At 63.7% G+C, this 16,633-nt stretch carries 15 protein-coding genes and 1 pseudogene; 11 read left to right on the forward strand and 5 right to left on the reverse strand.

Annotated elements, in window-relative coordinates:
• The first annotated feature begins 5 nt into the window (after nucleotides 1-5).
• The 4 genes and pseudogenes from ACLMAJ_RS34630 (at nucleotide 6) to ACLMAJ_RS34645 (ending at nucleotide 2,841) form a co-directional block, all read left to right on the forward strand.
• Nucleotides 6-461: a thioredoxin family protein gene (locus tag ACLMAJ_RS34630; RefSeq protein ID WP_412018111.1), complete on the forward strand. Its 456-nt coding sequence runs from the start codon at nucleotides 6-8 to the stop codon at nucleotides 459-461.
• Nucleotides 458-724 carry a UBP-type zinc finger domain-containing protein gene (locus ACLMAJ_RS34635; protein WP_412018112.1) on the forward strand — a complete coding sequence of 89 codons (267 nt, stop codon included), beginning with the start codon at nucleotides 458-460 and terminating at the stop codon, nucleotides 722-724. Before ACLMAJ_RS34630 ends, ACLMAJ_RS34635 begins: the two co-directional genes overlap by 4 nt.
• A 14-nt stretch (nucleotides 725-738) precedes the next feature.
• Nucleotides 739-870: pseudogene (locus ACLMAJ_RS34640) on the forward strand (NAD(P)/FAD-dependent oxidoreductase); the annotation flags it as partial.
• Between the two features lie 303 nt (nucleotides 871-1,173).
• Nucleotides 1,174-2,841, forward strand: coding sequence for a PucR family transcriptional regulator (locus ACLMAJ_RS34645; protein ID WP_412018113.1), 1,668 nt, complete (start codon nucleotides 1,174-1,176; stop codon nucleotides 2,839-2,841).
• Nucleotides 2,842-2,966: 125 nt separating this feature from the next.
• On the opposite strand, the gene ACLMAJ_RS34650 is transcribed toward ACLMAJ_RS34645, so the two are convergent.
• Genes ACLMAJ_RS34650 through ACLMAJ_RS34660 form a run of 3 tightly spaced genes read right to left on the reverse strand, consistent with a single transcriptional unit; the run spans nucleotide 2,967 to nucleotide 6,663 of the window.
• On the reverse strand, nucleotides 2,967-4,247 hold the full coding sequence (locus ACLMAJ_RS34650) for a M20 metallopeptidase family protein (protein WP_412018114.1): 1,281 nt from the start codon (nucleotides 4,245-4,247) through the stop codon (nucleotides 2,967-2,969).
• Nucleotides 4,244-6,082, reverse strand: a complete 1,839-nt coding sequence (locus ACLMAJ_RS34655; protein WP_412018115.1) for an alpha/beta fold hydrolase — start codon at nucleotides 6,080-6,082, stop codon at nucleotides 4,244-4,246. The genes ACLMAJ_RS34650 and ACLMAJ_RS34655 overlap by 4 nt, the downstream gene beginning before the upstream one ends.
• Nucleotides 6,082-6,663, reverse strand: a complete 582-nt coding sequence (locus ACLMAJ_RS34660; protein WP_412018116.1) for a TetR/AcrR family transcriptional regulator — start codon at nucleotides 6,661-6,663, stop codon at nucleotides 6,082-6,084. Before ACLMAJ_RS34660 ends, ACLMAJ_RS34655 begins: the two co-directional genes overlap by 1 nt.
• Before the next feature lie 276 nt (nucleotides 6,664-6,939).
• Here ACLMAJ_RS34660 and ACLMAJ_RS34665 point away from each other — a divergent pair, with 276 nt between their 5' ends.
• Nucleotides 6,940-7,353, forward strand: coding sequence for a MarR family transcriptional regulator (locus ACLMAJ_RS34665; RefSeq protein ID WP_412018117.1), 414 nt, complete (start codon nucleotides 6,940-6,942; stop codon nucleotides 7,351-7,353).
• A gap of 460 nt (nucleotides 7,354-7,813) precedes the next feature.
• Here the strand turns inward: ACLMAJ_RS34665 and ACLMAJ_RS34670 are convergent, their stop codons facing one another.
• Nucleotides 7,814-9,529, reverse strand: coding sequence for an MFS transporter (locus tag ACLMAJ_RS34670; protein WP_412018118.1), 1,716 nt, complete (start codon nucleotides 9,527-9,529; stop codon nucleotides 7,814-7,816).
• A 112-nt stretch (nucleotides 9,530-9,641) separates the two neighbouring features.
• On the opposite strand from ACLMAJ_RS34670, the gene ACLMAJ_RS34675 reads away from it, so the two are divergent.
• From ACLMAJ_RS34675 to ACLMAJ_RS34690, 4 genes are all read left to right on the forward strand, one after another.
• Nucleotides 9,642-10,130 (forward strand): MarR family winged helix-turn-helix transcriptional regulator, encoded by a 489-nt coding sequence (locus ACLMAJ_RS34675; protein ID WP_412018119.1) that lies wholly within the window; start codon nucleotides 9,642-9,644, stop codon nucleotides 10,128-10,130.
• 634 nt (nucleotides 10,131-10,764) lie between these two features.
• Nucleotides 10,765-11,478 (forward strand): class I SAM-dependent methyltransferase, encoded by a 714-nt coding sequence (locus tag ACLMAJ_RS34680; RefSeq protein WP_412018120.1) that lies wholly within the window; start codon nucleotides 10,765-10,767, stop codon nucleotides 11,476-11,478.
• 95 nt (nucleotides 11,479-11,573) lie between these two features.
• On the forward strand, nucleotides 11,574-11,933 hold the full coding sequence (locus tag ACLMAJ_RS34685) for a Tn3 family transposase (protein ID WP_412018121.1): 360 nt from the start codon (nucleotides 11,574-11,576) through the stop codon (nucleotides 11,931-11,933).
• 30 nt (nucleotides 11,934-11,963) lie between these two features.
• A complete protein-coding gene (locus tag ACLMAJ_RS34690) occupies nucleotides 11,964-13,037 on the forward strand; it encodes an SAM-dependent methyltransferase (RefSeq protein ID WP_412018122.1) in 1,074 nt (357 codons plus the stop codon).
• Nucleotides 13,038-13,555: 518 nt separating this feature from the next.
• On the opposite strand, the gene ACLMAJ_RS34695 is transcribed toward ACLMAJ_RS34690, so the two are convergent.
• Nucleotides 13,556-14,521 carry an SDR family oxidoreductase gene (locus ACLMAJ_RS34695; RefSeq protein WP_412018123.1) on the reverse strand — a complete coding sequence of 322 codons (966 nt, stop codon included), beginning with the start codon at nucleotides 14,519-14,521 and terminating at the stop codon, nucleotides 13,556-13,558.
• Nucleotides 14,522-15,012: 491 nt separating this feature from the next.
• Here ACLMAJ_RS34695 and ACLMAJ_RS34700 point away from each other — a divergent pair, with 491 nt between their 5' ends.
• Nucleotides 15,013-15,876: a hypothetical protein gene (locus tag ACLMAJ_RS34700; protein ID WP_412018124.1), complete on the forward strand. Its 864-nt coding sequence runs from the start codon at nucleotides 15,013-15,015 to the stop codon at nucleotides 15,874-15,876.
• Nucleotides 15,873-16,541 (forward strand): hypothetical protein, encoded by a 669-nt coding sequence (locus ACLMAJ_RS34705; RefSeq protein WP_412018125.1) that lies wholly within the window; start codon nucleotides 15,873-15,875, stop codon nucleotides 16,539-16,541. Before ACLMAJ_RS34700 ends, ACLMAJ_RS34705 begins: the two co-directional genes overlap by 4 nt.
• The last annotated feature ends 92 nt before the right edge of the window (nucleotides 16,542-16,633 follow it).

Genomic DNA, 16,633 nt, shown 5'->3' on the forward strand with positions numbered 1-16,633 from the left:
GGGCCATGGAAAAGACGCAGATCAAGTGTCCGCATTGTGGCAAGACCAACCGGGTGCCCGCCGCGGCGGACACCGGAACCCCGCGTTGCGGCAACTGTCATGAGCCGCTGCCGTGGATCGTCGCGGCGGGCGACGATGATTTCGCCGGGGTGGCCGAGGAAGGGGCGGTGCCGGTGCTGGTCGATCTGTGGGCGACTTGGTGCCGCCCCTGTCTGATGGTCAGCCCGGCGCTCGAGCAGCTCGCGACCGAACGCGCAGGCCAGCTGAAACTGGTCAAGGTCGATGTGGACGCCGCACCCCGCACCGCGCAACGGTTCGCCGTACGTGCGGTGCCGACCCTGCTCGTGTTGCAGCACGGCGAGGTCTTGGCCCGGCAGGCGGGCGCCGCGCTGGTGCCCGAATTGCGGCGATGGCTCGACCAAGCACTCGCCGAGGGCCGAAAGAAGGAGACGACGGCATGACTTCTGTGCACACCGACCCGCACGTAGCCGCGATCCGGCCGGTAACCCCCCGAACTCCCCAAGGTTGTGAAGAGTGCCTCCGGCTCGGGACGCCGTGGGTGCACCTGCGGCTCTGCCTGACCTGCGGGCACGTCGGCTGCTGCGACTCCTCGCCGATGCGGCACGCGCGTTCGCATGCGGGCGGGGCAGGCCATCCCATCGTCCAATCGATCGAACCGGGCGAAAATTGGCGCTGGTGCTACGTCCACCAGAACTTTGTCTGAGAACCCAGGTGCCGCTGGAAACAACCGTGCCCGGCGTCTTCGCGGCGGGCGACGTCCGCGGCGGCTCGGTCAAGCGGGTTGCCTCCGCGGTGGGCGAGGGCGCGATGGCGGTGCGGCAGGTTCACGAATACTTCGAAAGGCGCTGATCGGTATGCGGTGCCGGGCGACAGGAGATGTCGACGGTTCTGCACTGACGAGTGAGCACCCAGCACACTCGATTGCCGCATCGGCCCACGCGCGACACGCCGATCGGTGTAGCATCAAGCATCGACGCCCGCAGGATCGCATCGGCACGTGGGACACCAATGATCTGAGCAGGTCACGGGCTCGCGGTAGACAGACGCGATCGGTCAGTATTCGGGTTTGGGCACCGAAGCCGCCGCGGTTTCCAGATCGGCGCGCGACCTCGGCCGCCTAACCTCACGGACTCGATCCGCATGAACCAGCACATGTTGAGTTCAGACGTCAATGACCCGCTCGCCCGCGCCCAGTTGTCGTCGATGCACGCCCTGTGCGCCCTGTCGACGATGCTCTTCACCGAACACCATGACCTGGACATCCTGCGGATCGCCGCGGAGGCGGTGCCCTCGCTCGGGTGCTGCCGCACGCTGGCGAGTTATCACACCATCGACGGCGAATTTCTGCCCTACCCGCCGCTACCTGCGCGGCCCGACCTCGACACTCAGATCCGCGCGCAGGATGGTGAAGGCAAAGTCGACCTGTCCGACGGCCAGTGGGGCTGGGCGTTCACCCTGTCGAGCGTGACCGGAACACGCGGCTCGCTGCTGGTCGCTGCCGACCACGAACCACGGGCGGACGAGATCTTCCTGCTCACCGTGCTGGCTCAGTTGACCGGTGCGGCGCTGGCGAATGCCGCACTCCGTGAACGGTCGGTCGCCCACGCCATCCAATTAACCGAGAGCAACCAGCACCTATCCGCCAGTGTGGTCCGACTGGAGAGCCAGATGCGGGTACACGAAGTGCTCGCCGGCGCTGCGGCGTACGGCGGCGGGGAGCACGGGATCGCGGACGCCCTCGCTCAGGTGTCCGGGCTACCCGTAGCGATCGAAGACCCCTTCGGCAACCTGAGGGCCTGGTCCGGGCCGGGTCTGCCGGGCCGTTACCCGAAACCCTCACCGCAGCAACGTGAGCAATTGCTGCACCGACTCGCCGCAGCCAACGCGCCTCTGCGCATACGCGACCGGGTAATCATCCTGGTGAAACCGCGCGCCGAAATCCTCGGCACCCTCGCGCTGATCGACCCTGACCATCGGGTGACCGACGAGAACCTCTTCGCCCTCAGCTACGGCAGTACCGTTCTCGCGCTCGAACTCTCGCATCAACGCAATGTCGCCGAGATCGAGCTGCGACTGCGCCGCGACCTGGTCGACGATCTGCTGTCCGGTACCGACAACGACAACGACAGCGCCTTCGCCAGGGCCGAGGCATTGGGACACGACCTGCACGGTCAGCACTACCTCGTCCTGGTGCACAGCACTGACAGCGCGGTCGCCGAGGCGGTAGGCCGGGCCGCGACCGCTCTGGACCTGCACTACATTCCGGGACGCCACGCCGGGATGGTGGTGCTGATCACCGACCGCCGACCCGATCCGGTGGCCCTGCACCACGCGATCCGCGAACACCTCGACACGACACCGGTAGCCATCGGTATCAGCGGCCGCTGCGACCAGCCGAGCCATTTCGCCGGTGCCTTCGCCGACGCGCACCGCGCCATCAATATCCGGCTGCGATCCCGAATACCCGACGGCGCGACCGCATTCGACGAACTCGGCTTCTACCGCCTGGTCGACGCCGCCCATACCGACGGCCAAGTCGAAGAATTCATGCGTGAATGGCTCGGCGCGCTCCTCGACTATGACCGAACCCGCAACGCCGACCTCGTCCACACCTTGAGCCAATACCTCGAATGTGGCGGCAGCTACGACGATTCCGCCGCCGCACTGCACATCCACCGCAGCACCCTGCGCTATCGCCTCGGGCGCATCCGGGAGCTCACCGGCCTCGACCTGCGCGACGTCAACACCCGCTTCAACCTGCATGCCGCGACCCGCGTCTGGCAATTCCTGTCCGCCGTACACCTCCCAGGCGAGACCTGATATCAGCGCTGCAGACTCGGAGTCGGATCCGATGTCGCCCGGTCGGCTCCCGACCGGGCGGTCATGCCGAGGCGATGATCGAGGCCGAGGTCGGCGGCGCGGAGGGCGGCCAATGTTCGTCGAATCTAGGGATCGATGAGCCCATGTAGGTGATCGACGACCATGTGGGTATGGAGCCTGAGGCTGTCGAGAAGTGCGTCGTCGTTCGCGTAGAAGGCGGGATGATGGTTGGGGATCATGCCGCGGCCACGGCCGAGCGGCACCGGTGCCCCTTGCTGGTTCATGGTGTCCTGTACCCCGTAGAGCAGATACAGACCGCCGAAGCGCTGCAGAAGTGCTGACACGTCGTCGTATCCCAGCGTCGGTGGTGCGGGCAGTAGCCGGTCGGTGTCCAGTGTTCGCCGCAGAGTCGCCATAGCCGCATCCAGCCAACGGGGTTCGTTGACGACCGCGGGAACCTGTTGGTCGAACGCCACCTCGGCAGTGCATCCGTAGCCTTGCGCCTGCGCGGTCGCCAGTTCCCGCAGACCCTGCTTCAGCAGCGCCATGTCGGCATCGTCAGCACAGCGAATGCTCCCTTCGAGGCGGACCCGATCGCCGATGATGTTGAACCTGCCGCGGTCCTCGAGGTGACCGACCGAGACCGCTGCCGGGTGCCCAGCCGGAATCCGACGGCTCAACTGGCCTGCTCCGAGAATGATGCCTGCGGCTGCTGGCAGTGGGTCCCTTCCCAGCCAAGGCAGAGCGACGTGAGTTTGCTGCCCCGTAATCACTATCTCGAACCGCGTCGCGGCGGCGAACTGACTGCCGGCTCGATACCCGACCGTGCCGTTAGGGAGCGGGGAGACGTGCATGCCGAAGACCATTGTGGGCTCGATGCCGTCGAACCCACCAGCATCGATCATCGCCTGGGCGCCACCGGTCTCTCCCAACGGTGGTCCTTCTTCTGCAGGTTGGAACACGCAGAGGAATGTTCCGGGGAGATGCTCACGAAATTGTGCCAAGACCTTGGCCGCGGTCAGCACGGTCGCCATGTGACAGTCGTGGCCGCAGGCATGTGCAACAGGGACAACTGTCCCGTCGGGGCCCTCTGCCTCCTCGACGGAGGCGAAGTCCTCGCCGGATGTCTCTCGAACGGGCAGCCCGTCCATATCGGCGCGTAGCGCGGTTGTCCGATCGCCTGAGAGACGGCCGTGGAACACACCGATGACGCCATGCCCTGCGATGCCGGTACGCACTTCATCTGCACCGTATCGGCGCAATTCGTTCGCCAGGTACGCGGCGGTGTTCTGTTCCCGGTTGGAAAGCTCGGGGTGTCGGTGCAGGTGGTGGCGATGCCTGATCAGGTCGGCTTCGAGATCCCTTGCCGCTCGGTCGATCTCGACGCGCATTTCGTCCAGATTCATCGGTTGTTCCCATGGCTCTGCGACGGTATCGGGTGGTGTTCGAGGATCGTGTTCACCAATTCCTGAGGGTGGGTGATATGCGGGTAATGGCCGGCGCCAGGAATGGTGCTGATCCGGATTCGGGAGCCCAGTGTGTCGAGCATGGCCGGCGCCCATTCGGCGAGTGGGTCCTGGTCCCCGACGATCACGTGCACGGTTCCGGGGAATTGCTGGATATGTTTGCCGAGACCGCTGCGCCAACGCTGGTTTCGAGTCTTCTTCAACAGTGCGGCGACGTGGGCGCCGGTTTGTCCACGGCGAAGATCCTCGGCGCTGGTCTGCAGTTCTGCCGCATACGCGACGGTGCCGGTCAGGCGGCGTGACAGCGACTCGGCATCGACTCGGCGTAGGACGAGCCGAGTAAGAGTGGACAGGAGCACGCTCGCTCCGGCACGGTTCTGGAGGAAGAAGGGTGCTACCAGCGTGAGGTGACCGATTCGGTCTGGATGGGCCGCCGCGGCCTCGACGGCGGCCGCCGCGCCGATCGAATGACCGATCAGGTGGTTCGTCGACGGGGATGTGCTGGTGAGCAAGGCATTCAGCCAGTAGCCCCAGTCCGTGGTGCCGGTGCTCATGCCGAGACCCGGTAGGTCGAGCACTCGGGTATCGCCGATGTCTGCGGCGACCGACGCCCAGGTGTCCGCATTGATCGGCAGGCCGGGCAGCACCAACGTCGAAGCTGTCGGTGACCCGATCTCGAAAGTCCTGGCTGCGGCAACCGAGGTGAAACGTCGTGGCAGCCCCGTACTCGCGGTCGCGCCGAAGCGGTATGCCGCGAGGTGATCGGCCCACTTCATCATCGATGGGATCGTGTCGGGCATGTGCAGTCCGTGCCCCTCGGCGAGTTCGAGCGCCGGACTGGTCGGGTATCGGTCGGTGGAGAGGAACGTCAGTGTCTCCCGATCGGCTTTGGTCACCGAGCTGGGCAGTCCTTTGATCAAAGCGACCGGGATTCGGGCGCGCGGCACCTTGACCCGATAGTGGCGTCCCACCTGTGTGAGCAGGTCGGGCAGCGCTGGGGTCGCGTCATCGAGAACCCAATAGGCCCTGCGGTTCGTCGCGGGATCACCCGGCAGCATCGCCATGAACTGCGAGAGGTAGTCCACCGGAACCACCGGTACGAAGGTGCTCGCGTTTCCGGGTCGCGCGGTAAGCGACCCCTGCCAGAGTTCCTTCAAACTCGCTGCGAGGCCGAGATACTGATCCGTTTCGCCGGTATCGCTCACACCGCTGACGGTGGAGGGATTGACGATGGTCCACGGCACACCGAGACGGTCGGCCTCGGACTGCACGACCGCGTCGGACTCGACTTTCGAGGCCTCGTAGGCGCCCAGCTCGGTGTAGGTTTCCTTCACATGCTCTGCACTCCACGGCACCAGCGTTGGATCCTGCCCGCCGACTCGGTAGCCGGACACGTGGACAAGACGCAGTAGGTCGGGAGCTTTGGCGGCGAGACCGATGATCTCGCGCGCACTGTCGACGTTCGAGTGGCGGGCCTCGGCTGTGGTCATTCCGAACCGATACGCACCTGCGCAGTTGTAGATCTCCGAGATGTTCCGCAATGAGCTCGGATCACTCAGGCCAAGCCCCGAAGATTCGAAGTCGACAGGCAGATGATTCGGCTTCGACTGGTGTCCATGGTCCTGCAACCAGGAGATCAGCTGTTGATAGGAGTCTTTGCTCCGCGTCGCGGCGGTCACCTGGATGCCCGCATCGTCGAGTGCGAGTATCAAGTGGCGCCCGAGGAACCCGGTTGCTCCGAACACGAGCGCGTGTCGTTCGGCGGTGATGCTCATCAGCGGACACTGCCCGTCTCGAGTGCGACGCCGTCGAGCAAACTACCGATCGCCTGTGCCGTGCTGACCAACGGTTGAGTGTCTCGCATGGCCCGAGCGACAATCATCGCGCCTTCCACAGCGCTCACGGCCGTCACTGCCAGTGCGCGCGCCTGCGGCTCGGGGTGGCCACGTGAACTCAGATACTCCGAAACTGCGGCTATCCAGGACTCGTACGCATCGGCGCACGCATTCCGGAGTCGGTCGCTGTGGCCACCCATTTCCAGCGTGACCACCGAGACCGGGCAGCCAAGCTGAAAATCGCTGTCCACCAACAACTCCCCCAGAACGTCGACCACCCGATGGAGGCCCGCCCCTGGAGTCGGCGCACTCGCCATAGCCTCAGTGACGAGCTGCCGGAACTGTTCGGTGGCGACCCCGATAGCGTGTTCCCCCAGCTGCTCCTTTCCCTCCGGGAAGTGGAAATACAGCGAACCTTTCGGAACCTTCGCATGGTCGATCACGGAGTTGATCCCAGTCCCCGCGTATCCGCGGGACTGGATCAGCGTCAGCATGGCTTCGACCATCTTCGTGCTGGTCACTTCACCTTTTCGGGCCATTGTCATGATTCGACAATAGACCGGTCTATATATTTGTCAACCTCGTTGTCCGACCTTCGGCCGACGCTGACTGGTTACGCGGCCCGCGCGAGGCTCGCCGAGGCCGCTCTCGGCGCACGGACCTGCCGTCTTGTGTCGTACAATATGAAAACCGTATGAATAAAAGTGTGAGGGGTGGAAATGAGCCCAGTGGCGCAAAAGGGTACGTCGAAGCGGCGTCGCCAGCTGACCACTGCCGTGAAGGATGCGTTTCGTGACTTGAATATTGAGTTGTCGCTGCTGAATCGCCGGTTCGGCGCCAAGGTGGAGTTGAAGGACGTCGACTGGACGTGCCTGGATTTGATCAACCGGCACGGGCCGTTGGCGCCGACCGCGTTAGCCCGTCGCGCGGGATTGCATCCTGCGACGGTGACCGGAATCCTCGACCGGCTGCAGCGCGATGGCTGGATCGCTCGCGAACGTGACGCCGACTCCGTTGATCGCCGCGCTGTAATCGTCCGCGGGCTCCGCGACCGCAACCACGAGCTGTTCCAGATGTTTTCCGGCATGAACGGCCGTATGGACGCTCTGTGTGGAACCTACACCCTCGCCGAACTGGAACTGATCGCCGATTTCCTGCGCCGCACCACCACTGCCGGTAGCGACTCCGCGGAAGAGCTTGTCGCTGAGTGAAACTCGGCAGATCGTCCAGCGCGAATTCTTCGCGGGCGCACGCCGGGCAGCGCCCGGTTCGACTACTTTCGGTAGCTTGGCCGGATCCCACACGCTGAAGCCGATCGGGACAGCATGTGCGCGGATCGCGCCGGAGGATACGAAAGACATCGCGAAAGTTGCGGTGTCGCTCTTGCACAGCGAGCAGCATGAGTCCGAGCGGTACGAGATGACCCGCCCGGAAGCGCTGACAACGGACGAGGCGGCTACGACAAACGCGGCGAGGCGGCCGTTCCCCAGTGTGTCGACAATGAGCTGGCAGTCCTCGATGAGCAAGCCTCGTCAGCAGGTCTGGCAGCATTTCGGGCTGCCTGGATCTCGATTCCCGGTGGCTCTCGCAGCGTCGAAGCCGGGGAGCCTGCATTGTCCTTTACGCGGTTTCGACTGCGGACTGTTGACGGCCGATGGTCAAGATTCCATGTCAGACGCCTGCTGGTGTGCGATCGGTTGGGTCGCTATCGAGTTCGTGCTGTTCGAGTCGCGCGTCTTTGGGTAGGGCGAGGAAGCCGAGACTCATCAGGACCAGGATTGCGATGCCGTACCAGAGCGTGTAATCGAAGGTGTTGGCGAAGTTCACCGCGTTTGCTTCTTCGCCGGCGCGGGTGAGTACTTGTGTCACACCGTAATCGCCTGATTCGGAGCCGCCGCGGCAGCTGGCGGGAACCACTGTCGGATCGACCTCGGCTGACCGGTCCCGCACGCAGGCAACGAAGTTGGCAAGGATCTGATCCTGTGTCGTCTCCGGCAATCCCATCGTGCTGAGTTCGGCGCGGATCTGTGGGGTGACCTCGGTGACCCCACGTGTCGAATCCTGGTCGAGCTGACCGAAGAACACCACGCCGACGAGCGCGACACCGAGGGCGGTGCCGAGTTGCTGCCCGGTATTGAGGAGTCCCGATGCCGAACCCGCCTCATGCGCCGGTACCTGGCCGAGTAGCAGGTCGATGGTCGGCGCGACGACCATCCCGAATCCGATACCGGTGATGATCAGTGGAATTGTCATCTGCCATGAGGAAATGGCAGCACCGTAGTGCACGGCCATCCAGCCGTAAATCCCGAATCCGGCGGCATTGACGCCGCCGCCCGCGATCAGCACCCGACGCCCAAACCGGGGCGCAAGCACGCCCACCGAGCCGCCTGCGCCGATGCCTGCGCCGACCGCGAAGAACACCGCTGTCAGTCCGGCCCGCATCGGCGACCAGCCGAGGCCCGCCTGCATGAACAGCGTCCACACCAGGAAGAAGCCTCCGAGTCCGATCCAGAACAGCAGCCAGCTCGCGAGGCCGACGGCGAACGGGCGGGATCGGAACAGATCCAGGTCGATCAGTGGCGACCCAACAGTGCGTACGCGGTGTCGCTCGTAGGCGACGAACAGTCCGAACGCCAGCACGGCCATGCCCATCATGATGAATGTCCATGCGGGCCAGCCCAATCGGCGGCCTTCGGCGAGGGGGTAAACCAGCAGCAGTACCGCCGACGTGGCCAGCACCATGCCAGCGGGATCGAGCCGGGGTGCTGTGGTCGAGCGGGAATCCCGCATAACAATCGTCGCGGCGATGAGCGCGGCAATGCCGACCGGGATGTTGACCAGGAAGATGGGTCGCCAGCCCAGATCGAACAGATCCCATTGCACCAGCAAGCCGCCCAGCGCGAGCCCGACTGCCGAGGCCGATCCGCCGACACCACTGTAGATCGCGATCGCCTTGGCTCGTTCACGTTCCGGGAAGGTAGCTCGGATGATCGCGAGGATCTGCGGCACCATCAAGGCGGCCATCGCGCCCTGCACGAACCGCGCGGTAATGAGCATGCTCGGGTCTGAGCTGAGGCCGCAGGCGGCGGAGGCGAGGGTGAATCCGGCCATGCCGATCAGGAAGATGCGCTTGCGGCCGAAGATGTCACCGAGGCGTCCACCGGTGATGAGCACGGCGGCGAAGGCGAGGACGTAGGCCGCGATGACCCATTCGATCTGCGAGTACTGCGCCCCGAGATCAGCCTGGATGCTCGGCACGGCGACGTTGACGATGGTGACGTCGAGTAGATCCATGAATCCGGCCGCCAGCACGACGGCGAAGGCGATCCAGCGGCGCGGATCGAGCTGCGGTGGGCTCTCCTGGGAAGGTGCGGAGTCGGTATTCATGAAGGCTCTCTTCGAACAGTGAGAAGTAGCGACTCCTCAACTATGCACATGAAGTGATTATCAATCAAGTGGGTAATCATTTATTGTGCGTTCATTGGGTTATACTTAGTGGATGACCAGCGCCGATCAACCCTCCATCCCGCTGTCTGAGCACCCCGCTTTCCTGTTGGGACAGCTGGGATTCCACGTCACCCATCGCTTCGCAGCGATGCTTGCCCCACTTGGGATCAGCCCGCGTCACTTCGGCATGCTGCGCTTGCTCAGCGCGAACGATGGCCAGTCGCAGCGACAGCTGTGCGCGGTGTTGAGCATTCATCGCAACGTGATGGTCGGACTGGTCGACGAACTGGAGAAGCATGGGCTCGTCGAGCGCCGCAAGCACCCGACCGACCGAAGGGCACACGCGGTGCATCTGCTGGCCGCGGGGCACAAGGTGGTCGCGGAGGCCGAAGAGATCGTGAAGTCGTTGGACGCCGAGGTGCTGTGGTCGCTCGACGTCGATCAGCGCGCGACACTGACTCGACTTCTGCAACAGACGTCGGTGGGTAGTGGCCTGACCCCCGGGGTTCATCCCGGTATCAGGCCAGCACACCGCGATTGAGTATTCCAGCGCGTGCAACCGTGCCCGACCTGCGAGCCGGGCGTTCAGGCTATTTTGACCAATGGACGCTCCGACCACGGTAGGAGCACCACGGCGTTATCGCGTAGCGACGCGGGGCGGCGGGATCGGCGGGATCGGCGCAGTGAAGGCTCGCTCACGAAATCGATTGCGGATCGACGAAGACGACGATCAGGCGTGACAGGCATCGAGGTTGCCCCTCGGCCATGTGGCGGCGAGCGGTTGACGCGTACTCAATAAATTACGCAACTCATATGATATAAATCACATATATTCACAGCCGGAGTGCGTCGACCGATGCGAGTGCCGAGGATGAGCAGGGTCCAACCCCTCCGGATTCCATAGCTCACACCAGGCGAATCCACGTACCGGAGTATTGATTTCGGCTCACCAGCTCCGCTACGAAGTAGCAGAGCCAACCTTCGCGGCGTCCGTCCCGGACGCCGCCGCAACATTCGCCCCTCCGAAACGCCGCCCCCATAAATATGCAATACATATTCTACGTATGCCGTATATTACTGCTACAGTACAATTTTGGGTGATTGAGGCAACCCCTCGACGCCTCGCGGACAGCGGGTGAACCAAACAGTTCACCTACTTGAATTCGGAGGATCTGATGACCGACAAAGACGCAGGACCGGGAACCTTTCCGGCAGCGATCGACTACGAGCGGATGTATCGCGGCGAAGAGCTGTCCCCTGGCGTCGCCATCCAGCGCCCCCCGTGGGATATCGGCAGGCCACAGCCGCTGCTCGTAGAGTTCGAGCAGCGCGGCCGCATTCACGACGACGTGCTCGACGTCGGCTGCGGGCCCGGCGATAACGCGATATACCTCGCCAGCCTCGGCTACCGGGTGATCGGTCTCGACGTGGCGGCCACGGCTATCGGTGCGGCCCGCTCGCGCGCTGCGAAGCAAGGAGTCCCCGTATCGTTCGAAACTGCCGACGCGACACTCCTGGTTGGGCACGACGGCCGTTTCTACACCGTGGTGAGCAGCGCACTACTGCACTGTCTCACCCCGGAGCAGCGCCGGGCACACGTGGCCGCGCTGACTCGGGTGATCAAACCTGGTGGCCGATTGATCCAGTTCTGCTTCACCACCACCGACTGTGCTGAGTTGTACGCGCCATACCCGATCTCCGAGGAAACGCTGCGTTCCACATTCGCGCCGCCGAACTGGTCGATCACCATGTTGCGTCCGGATCGGCTGACGGTTGAACCCGACGAGACGATGTCGGAACGGTTCGCCCGGATCGGTTTCCGTCCCGAGCTCGACGATCAGGGCGCACTGCTGCTGCCCGTTCTGGTACTCGAGGCGCAGCGAATCTGAGAGCCGGGCCGCACGTTACGCCACCACAGCGATCGTGCGATGCCTGCCTCCACAACTGGCACCCGAGCCTGCCGACACCCGCATCGGCTCCGCCTATGCCCGCCCAAGACCCCGCAGCAACCACCCCGACCGCGACATACCCGTCCAGGACACCCCCGTCCCGCAAGTCCGCCGACAACGCCCCCGAAGAGCAGGAGAAGCTGATCAAGTTCAACACCCTCCTCGCCAACTGCGTGATCTTTCACAATGCCCTGGATATCACCAACGTCGTCCGTGGCCTGGTCGCCGAGGGCTGGACCATCATCGCCGACCAACTCGCCGCGCTCTCGCCCTACCTACGCGCCCATATCAGCCGATTCGGCGCCTACACCACCGACGAACTCACCGACCAACCCGACCCCCTCGACCTGGTACTCACCGAGGTCGACTTCACCACCCTCGACCTCACCGCCTGAGCGCCCGATCGCAGCGACAGAAAACCTTCGATGGGCAGGTCGGGCGACGGTGAGATCATCGCGGAAATGGTGCGGACAGCCGAGCGGATCGCCGACGCGCTTGTTTACAAAGCCGCACCGTATATCAGCGAAACGCACCATGAATTCCCGCACGAGATACTAAACACCCTCAGGCGGATCCAGCACGAAGACTTGCGGCTCGCACCCGAGATCTACCGGGTTGGTCCGGATGCGCGCGTGGATCGCGGTACCGCCGCCGAACACCCGGAATCCAGCGCAGGCGCGCGGGGACCGGACCCGACCGCTATTGATGACCCGTACCACGCCAGGCGGGAATCTCTATTCTTCGACGAGGATCCGGAAAGGCGGGCAGCCGCGCGGGCAGAGTGGCGGGACGAGCTCCGGGGACTGGTCGCTCGAGGCCACCATGAGCAGGCAGACCGCGAGTTCGGGCGCACCTTGGGCCTGCCCGAATATAATTTTCATGGCATTCCGAAGGATGACCGGCCACAAGAGCAGTTCGACGCTGACGGGTTGGTTTCGAAGGTCGCAGGGCGTTTCGGTGGACGGGAGGATGTCTACCCCCCGGAGCCGTCGAAGCTCAAGTACCTGACCTGGGCCAAAGAGGCCCTGAACCTGGGTCCAGACGACGTCTTGGTGGACGTCGGCTCTGGTACCGGCAAGGCCATCGATTTCTTCGGGATGTTCACCGACGCCAAGAAGGTATACGGGATGGAAATAGAACCCGACTTTGCGGCCTTTGCCAACCAGCACGCAGCAGGATTGGGCTTGAATCATGTACGCACCCTGAACAAGGACGTACTCGAGGAATCTTTGCCCGAAGACGTCACAGCCGTCTACTTTTACGAACCGTTCGGTTCGACCAAGGAGAACGACGCGGTGGGCACGTTTGCGAATAAGCTGGCGGAAATCGGTGAGCAGAGGCCCCTGAAGGTCGCCGTCAAGAGCGCGAACCTGGCGGAGCGTCTGCAGGCGGGTGGTGTCTTTTCGCTGCAGGACGAGAAGCCCTTCACATTTTTCATTCATGGCCAGCCCAAAACGCTTTCCTGGAAGCTATTCACGAGCGGCCAGGCCGCGGGTTAGCGATGCTCGGTGCATAGGGTTGAGGTGCCCGAAGGATCTCGGACAGTGGCCCAAGTAGGATTGGGAGACGATGGTCGGGGAAGTCGTCGAGAAGTCGCGCCCGGTCGAGGACGTGGCCCGCGATTGCGGGGTGACGGGTCAGACGATCCGGAACTGTGCTTCTGCGGTGCAAGCGGAGTCAAACTGTCGCTATGGAGTTGGTGCTGATCACGAAGCGACGCGGTATGAATCCCCGAGTACGTCGTTGAGCTTCCGTGGCGTAGCAACGACCGAACATACTGGCACGGCCGGGGCGAACCGCAGCTCGGAAGAGCCCACGTCCCCGTCGGTCTCACCCTTCAACATGACCGACCTCCGTTCTCCTGCATGATAATTCGACCTGCAGCATGAAGTAGTTGAGCCATCCGAGATCGCGATGAAACGCATCGCGTGTGCAATACATCAAGGCGAAGTCGATCACGTCTCATGCCTCGCGCTGATCAGTGGTCACGGGGTTCCCTTCGACGGGAGGCGGCCGTTCAGGCGGAGGCAGTACCTGCTAGCGCGATGCGTTGCGGCCAGGCCTGAACATGCTCGGCAACCCAGTCGGCGAAACTACGCGCAGGGCGGCCGAGAATCTGCGCGACCTCGTCGGAAACGAACACAGGTTGATCTATTTCGCGGGCATACCGGTCCATCAACGCGTTGACAAACTGCTCGCCGAGGCCGCGCTGAGTCATTGCCTTAGCAGCCACTTCTGCCGGGATCTCCTGCCAGCGCAACGGCCGACCAATCGTGTCGCCGATGGTTTGTACCATTTCATCGAAACGTAGCGCCGCTGGCCCGGTTAGCGGAATACGCCGCCCCAGAAGGGAATCGTCCGCCAGCGCTCGGGCTATGACCTCTGCAACATCTCGTTCGTGCAGGACAGCCTCGGCGAACGCCCCAAAGGGTGCGTAGATGGTGTCGCCTCGAGCCACTTGGCCAGACCACATCGTCAGTGTGTTCATCGCGAAGGAACAGGGCCGAACGCTCACCCACGGCAGGCCACACTCGGCGACTGCGCGCTCGACTTCGGTGTTGCGGTCGCCGTTGAACCGGGACGGCTGCCAGGAAGGATCGTCATCAGCGTTGATCGCCGACATCACCACCACTCGCGCCACATCGTGCCGGCCCGCACTGGCGAGCAGCGCATCAACACCATCCTTCGTCGCTCTCGGGTGAACAAACACCGCGGTGACCTCCGGCATTACAGATTCGAGAGCCTCGGGCATTACCACCTTCACACCCGGCGGCAGGGCTGCACCGTCTGGATGCCTCGTTACCGCTGTGATCTCGGCGCCCGCAGAGACCAGCGTATCGACGAGGGCGCGGCCGATCAGGCCGGTCGCCCCGGTAATCAAATACATGAGCACACTCCATTCACCGTGTTCGGCATGCCTCCGGCGCCCGACCATCCAAGCGTTGCATGATATGGAAATCATATCAAATACTTTGATATTCATACAATATGATATACGTAACCGATGACACCGTTGCCCGGCGAATCGGCAGGCGGATCTCGTGAGCGAGCATCGACAGGAACCGATTCGAGCTCGTCGACTGACAAGATCATCCAGATCTCCTTGTCCCCGCGCCAGACACCGACGGCGGCGCTGAGATCGAGTTCGGACTATCTGCCGCGAATGACCTCGACGATCCGCGCAGCTTCGGGGTACCGGTTCGCGGGACGGCGGTCGATTGCGTTTCGGCTCCTGGAGCGTTCTCGATCCGATCCGCAAGAGACGGTAACGAGTGCGATGACGACGGTGATTGCGAGCGCCGACCAGGAGCGGAGGATATTACGACGGCGGCCAGTCTCGTGCGGCGCTCGGACAATCCGCCGTATCGGGGATGCTTCTGAACAGGTAGCGGGCTACTCGCGTCGAGGTGCCGAGCCGGGGACAGACTGGGGTCGGTATACGAATCCCCGGAGTCTCCATCTCGGAGGGATGACATGAAATGCGACGCACGAGCATTTCCCGTCGCGATAGCCGCGGCGGCGGTGCTCGGCGTCGCATCGGTGTCGATCGCGGCGGCCCAGCCGTCGACAACCACGCCGGTCTCGCCGACAGAGCCGAACGAAACGACAACCCCGACACAGACACAGACACAGACGGCCTCGACACCGAAACCCTCCGATAGTTCTTCCACGCCCCCGAGATCGACCCGCAATCCGGAGCCCAACTTCGAGCCCACCCTCGAGGCCGTGCCGCCGACCGCCGAACGTGGCACCCAGATCACCGTTCGCGGTAGCGGCTGGCGCTGCGACACGGTAAGCATCGCGCCGGACTGGCGGGCACCGGTGACCGAGTACATCTACCAGACCTCGTTCGAAACCTCGGTCGATGTGCCCGCCCGGGCCGTACTCGGCGCCCATTGGATCTCGGTCACCTGTGACGCGGGATCGGGCTATCGCGCCCGAAGGACGTCCGTCGAGTTCATCGCCGCACCGGTCACCACTGAAACCACCGAGCAGACAACCTCGTTCGTTACCCCGACACCTGTCTCACAATCCGTTGTGCAACCGCCGACCGCGGCGCCACCAGGCGGCAATGATAAGCGGGACAACCACATCGACGACATATTGGGCCTCAGCGCCCTATTGCTCGCAATCGGTGTGGCGACATTTGTGCTACGCAGGCAGGCCACGCGTTCGACCGAGCCGGAGCACTCACAACGCCTGCCGCAGGTACGCGTGCAGGTGATCGAGGATATGAGCCCCGCTATCCGCGTCCGCCAGGTCGCCCGCGCTCCGGCCGTACGGGTTCGGTTGTGTGGCGGCGAGCCACAGCTACACATCAGAGAGGTACCCCGATGACGAATCCGACGATGATCACGACGCGGGCGATTCTTTTCTACGGCAGTACGCGCGAGTCGGGGTTGAACGAGTTGGCCGAGCATCTCCGCGAGCGTGGTATCGAGCAGTTGGCACTGCGTCGCGCACCGGCTGTCAGCGCCCTGTTGCGATTATCGGCACTGCGCGAGCTGGTCGAGGCGATCGACGGACTGCTCCAGGTCGACCTGGGCGGCGTCATGGTCGAAGGTTGGCGTCGTTATGAACGACTGCGCAGCGCGGCGGTACGCACCCACTCGGGAGGCAGCGAGCAGGTCGAGCTGCTCGGACACGAAGTCACCCAGACCTACTGTCCCCGGCTCGACGTCACCATCGACGGAACCCGAGTGGGCGAATTGAACCTCGAACTCTGCGTCACGTTACTGCTTCAGCCGCTCACCGCGACCGTCCGCGATGGCCTGCTGGTCGCGTTGGGGCCGGGTGACTGCACCGTGACTGCATCGATCGCAGTGCCGGAACTAGCGCCGATCATGGAGCGCAAACGCACGCTCCACGTCGCGACCCTGGTGGATCTACGGCGACCGATACCGCTCGTCTACCGCCGGCCCGCGGCACCCCCCTCACCGATCGGTCGCACACAGCGGTATTCGCCGGCCGCCGAGGGACTGTCGGAACAGCGGCGGATCTGATCGCAGACGATCTCCCAGCGCAGGATGCCGATCTAGATTGGGAAATCATCTCTGACCCGGTCGGGATGAACAGCAGCCGCTACGTCGCCGCG

Source organism: Nocardia arseniciresistens (assembly GCF_046764875.1).
GTDB classification, from domain to species: Bacteria; Actinomycetota; Actinomycetes; order Mycobacteriales; family Mycobacteriaceae; genus Nocardia; species Nocardia arseniciresistens.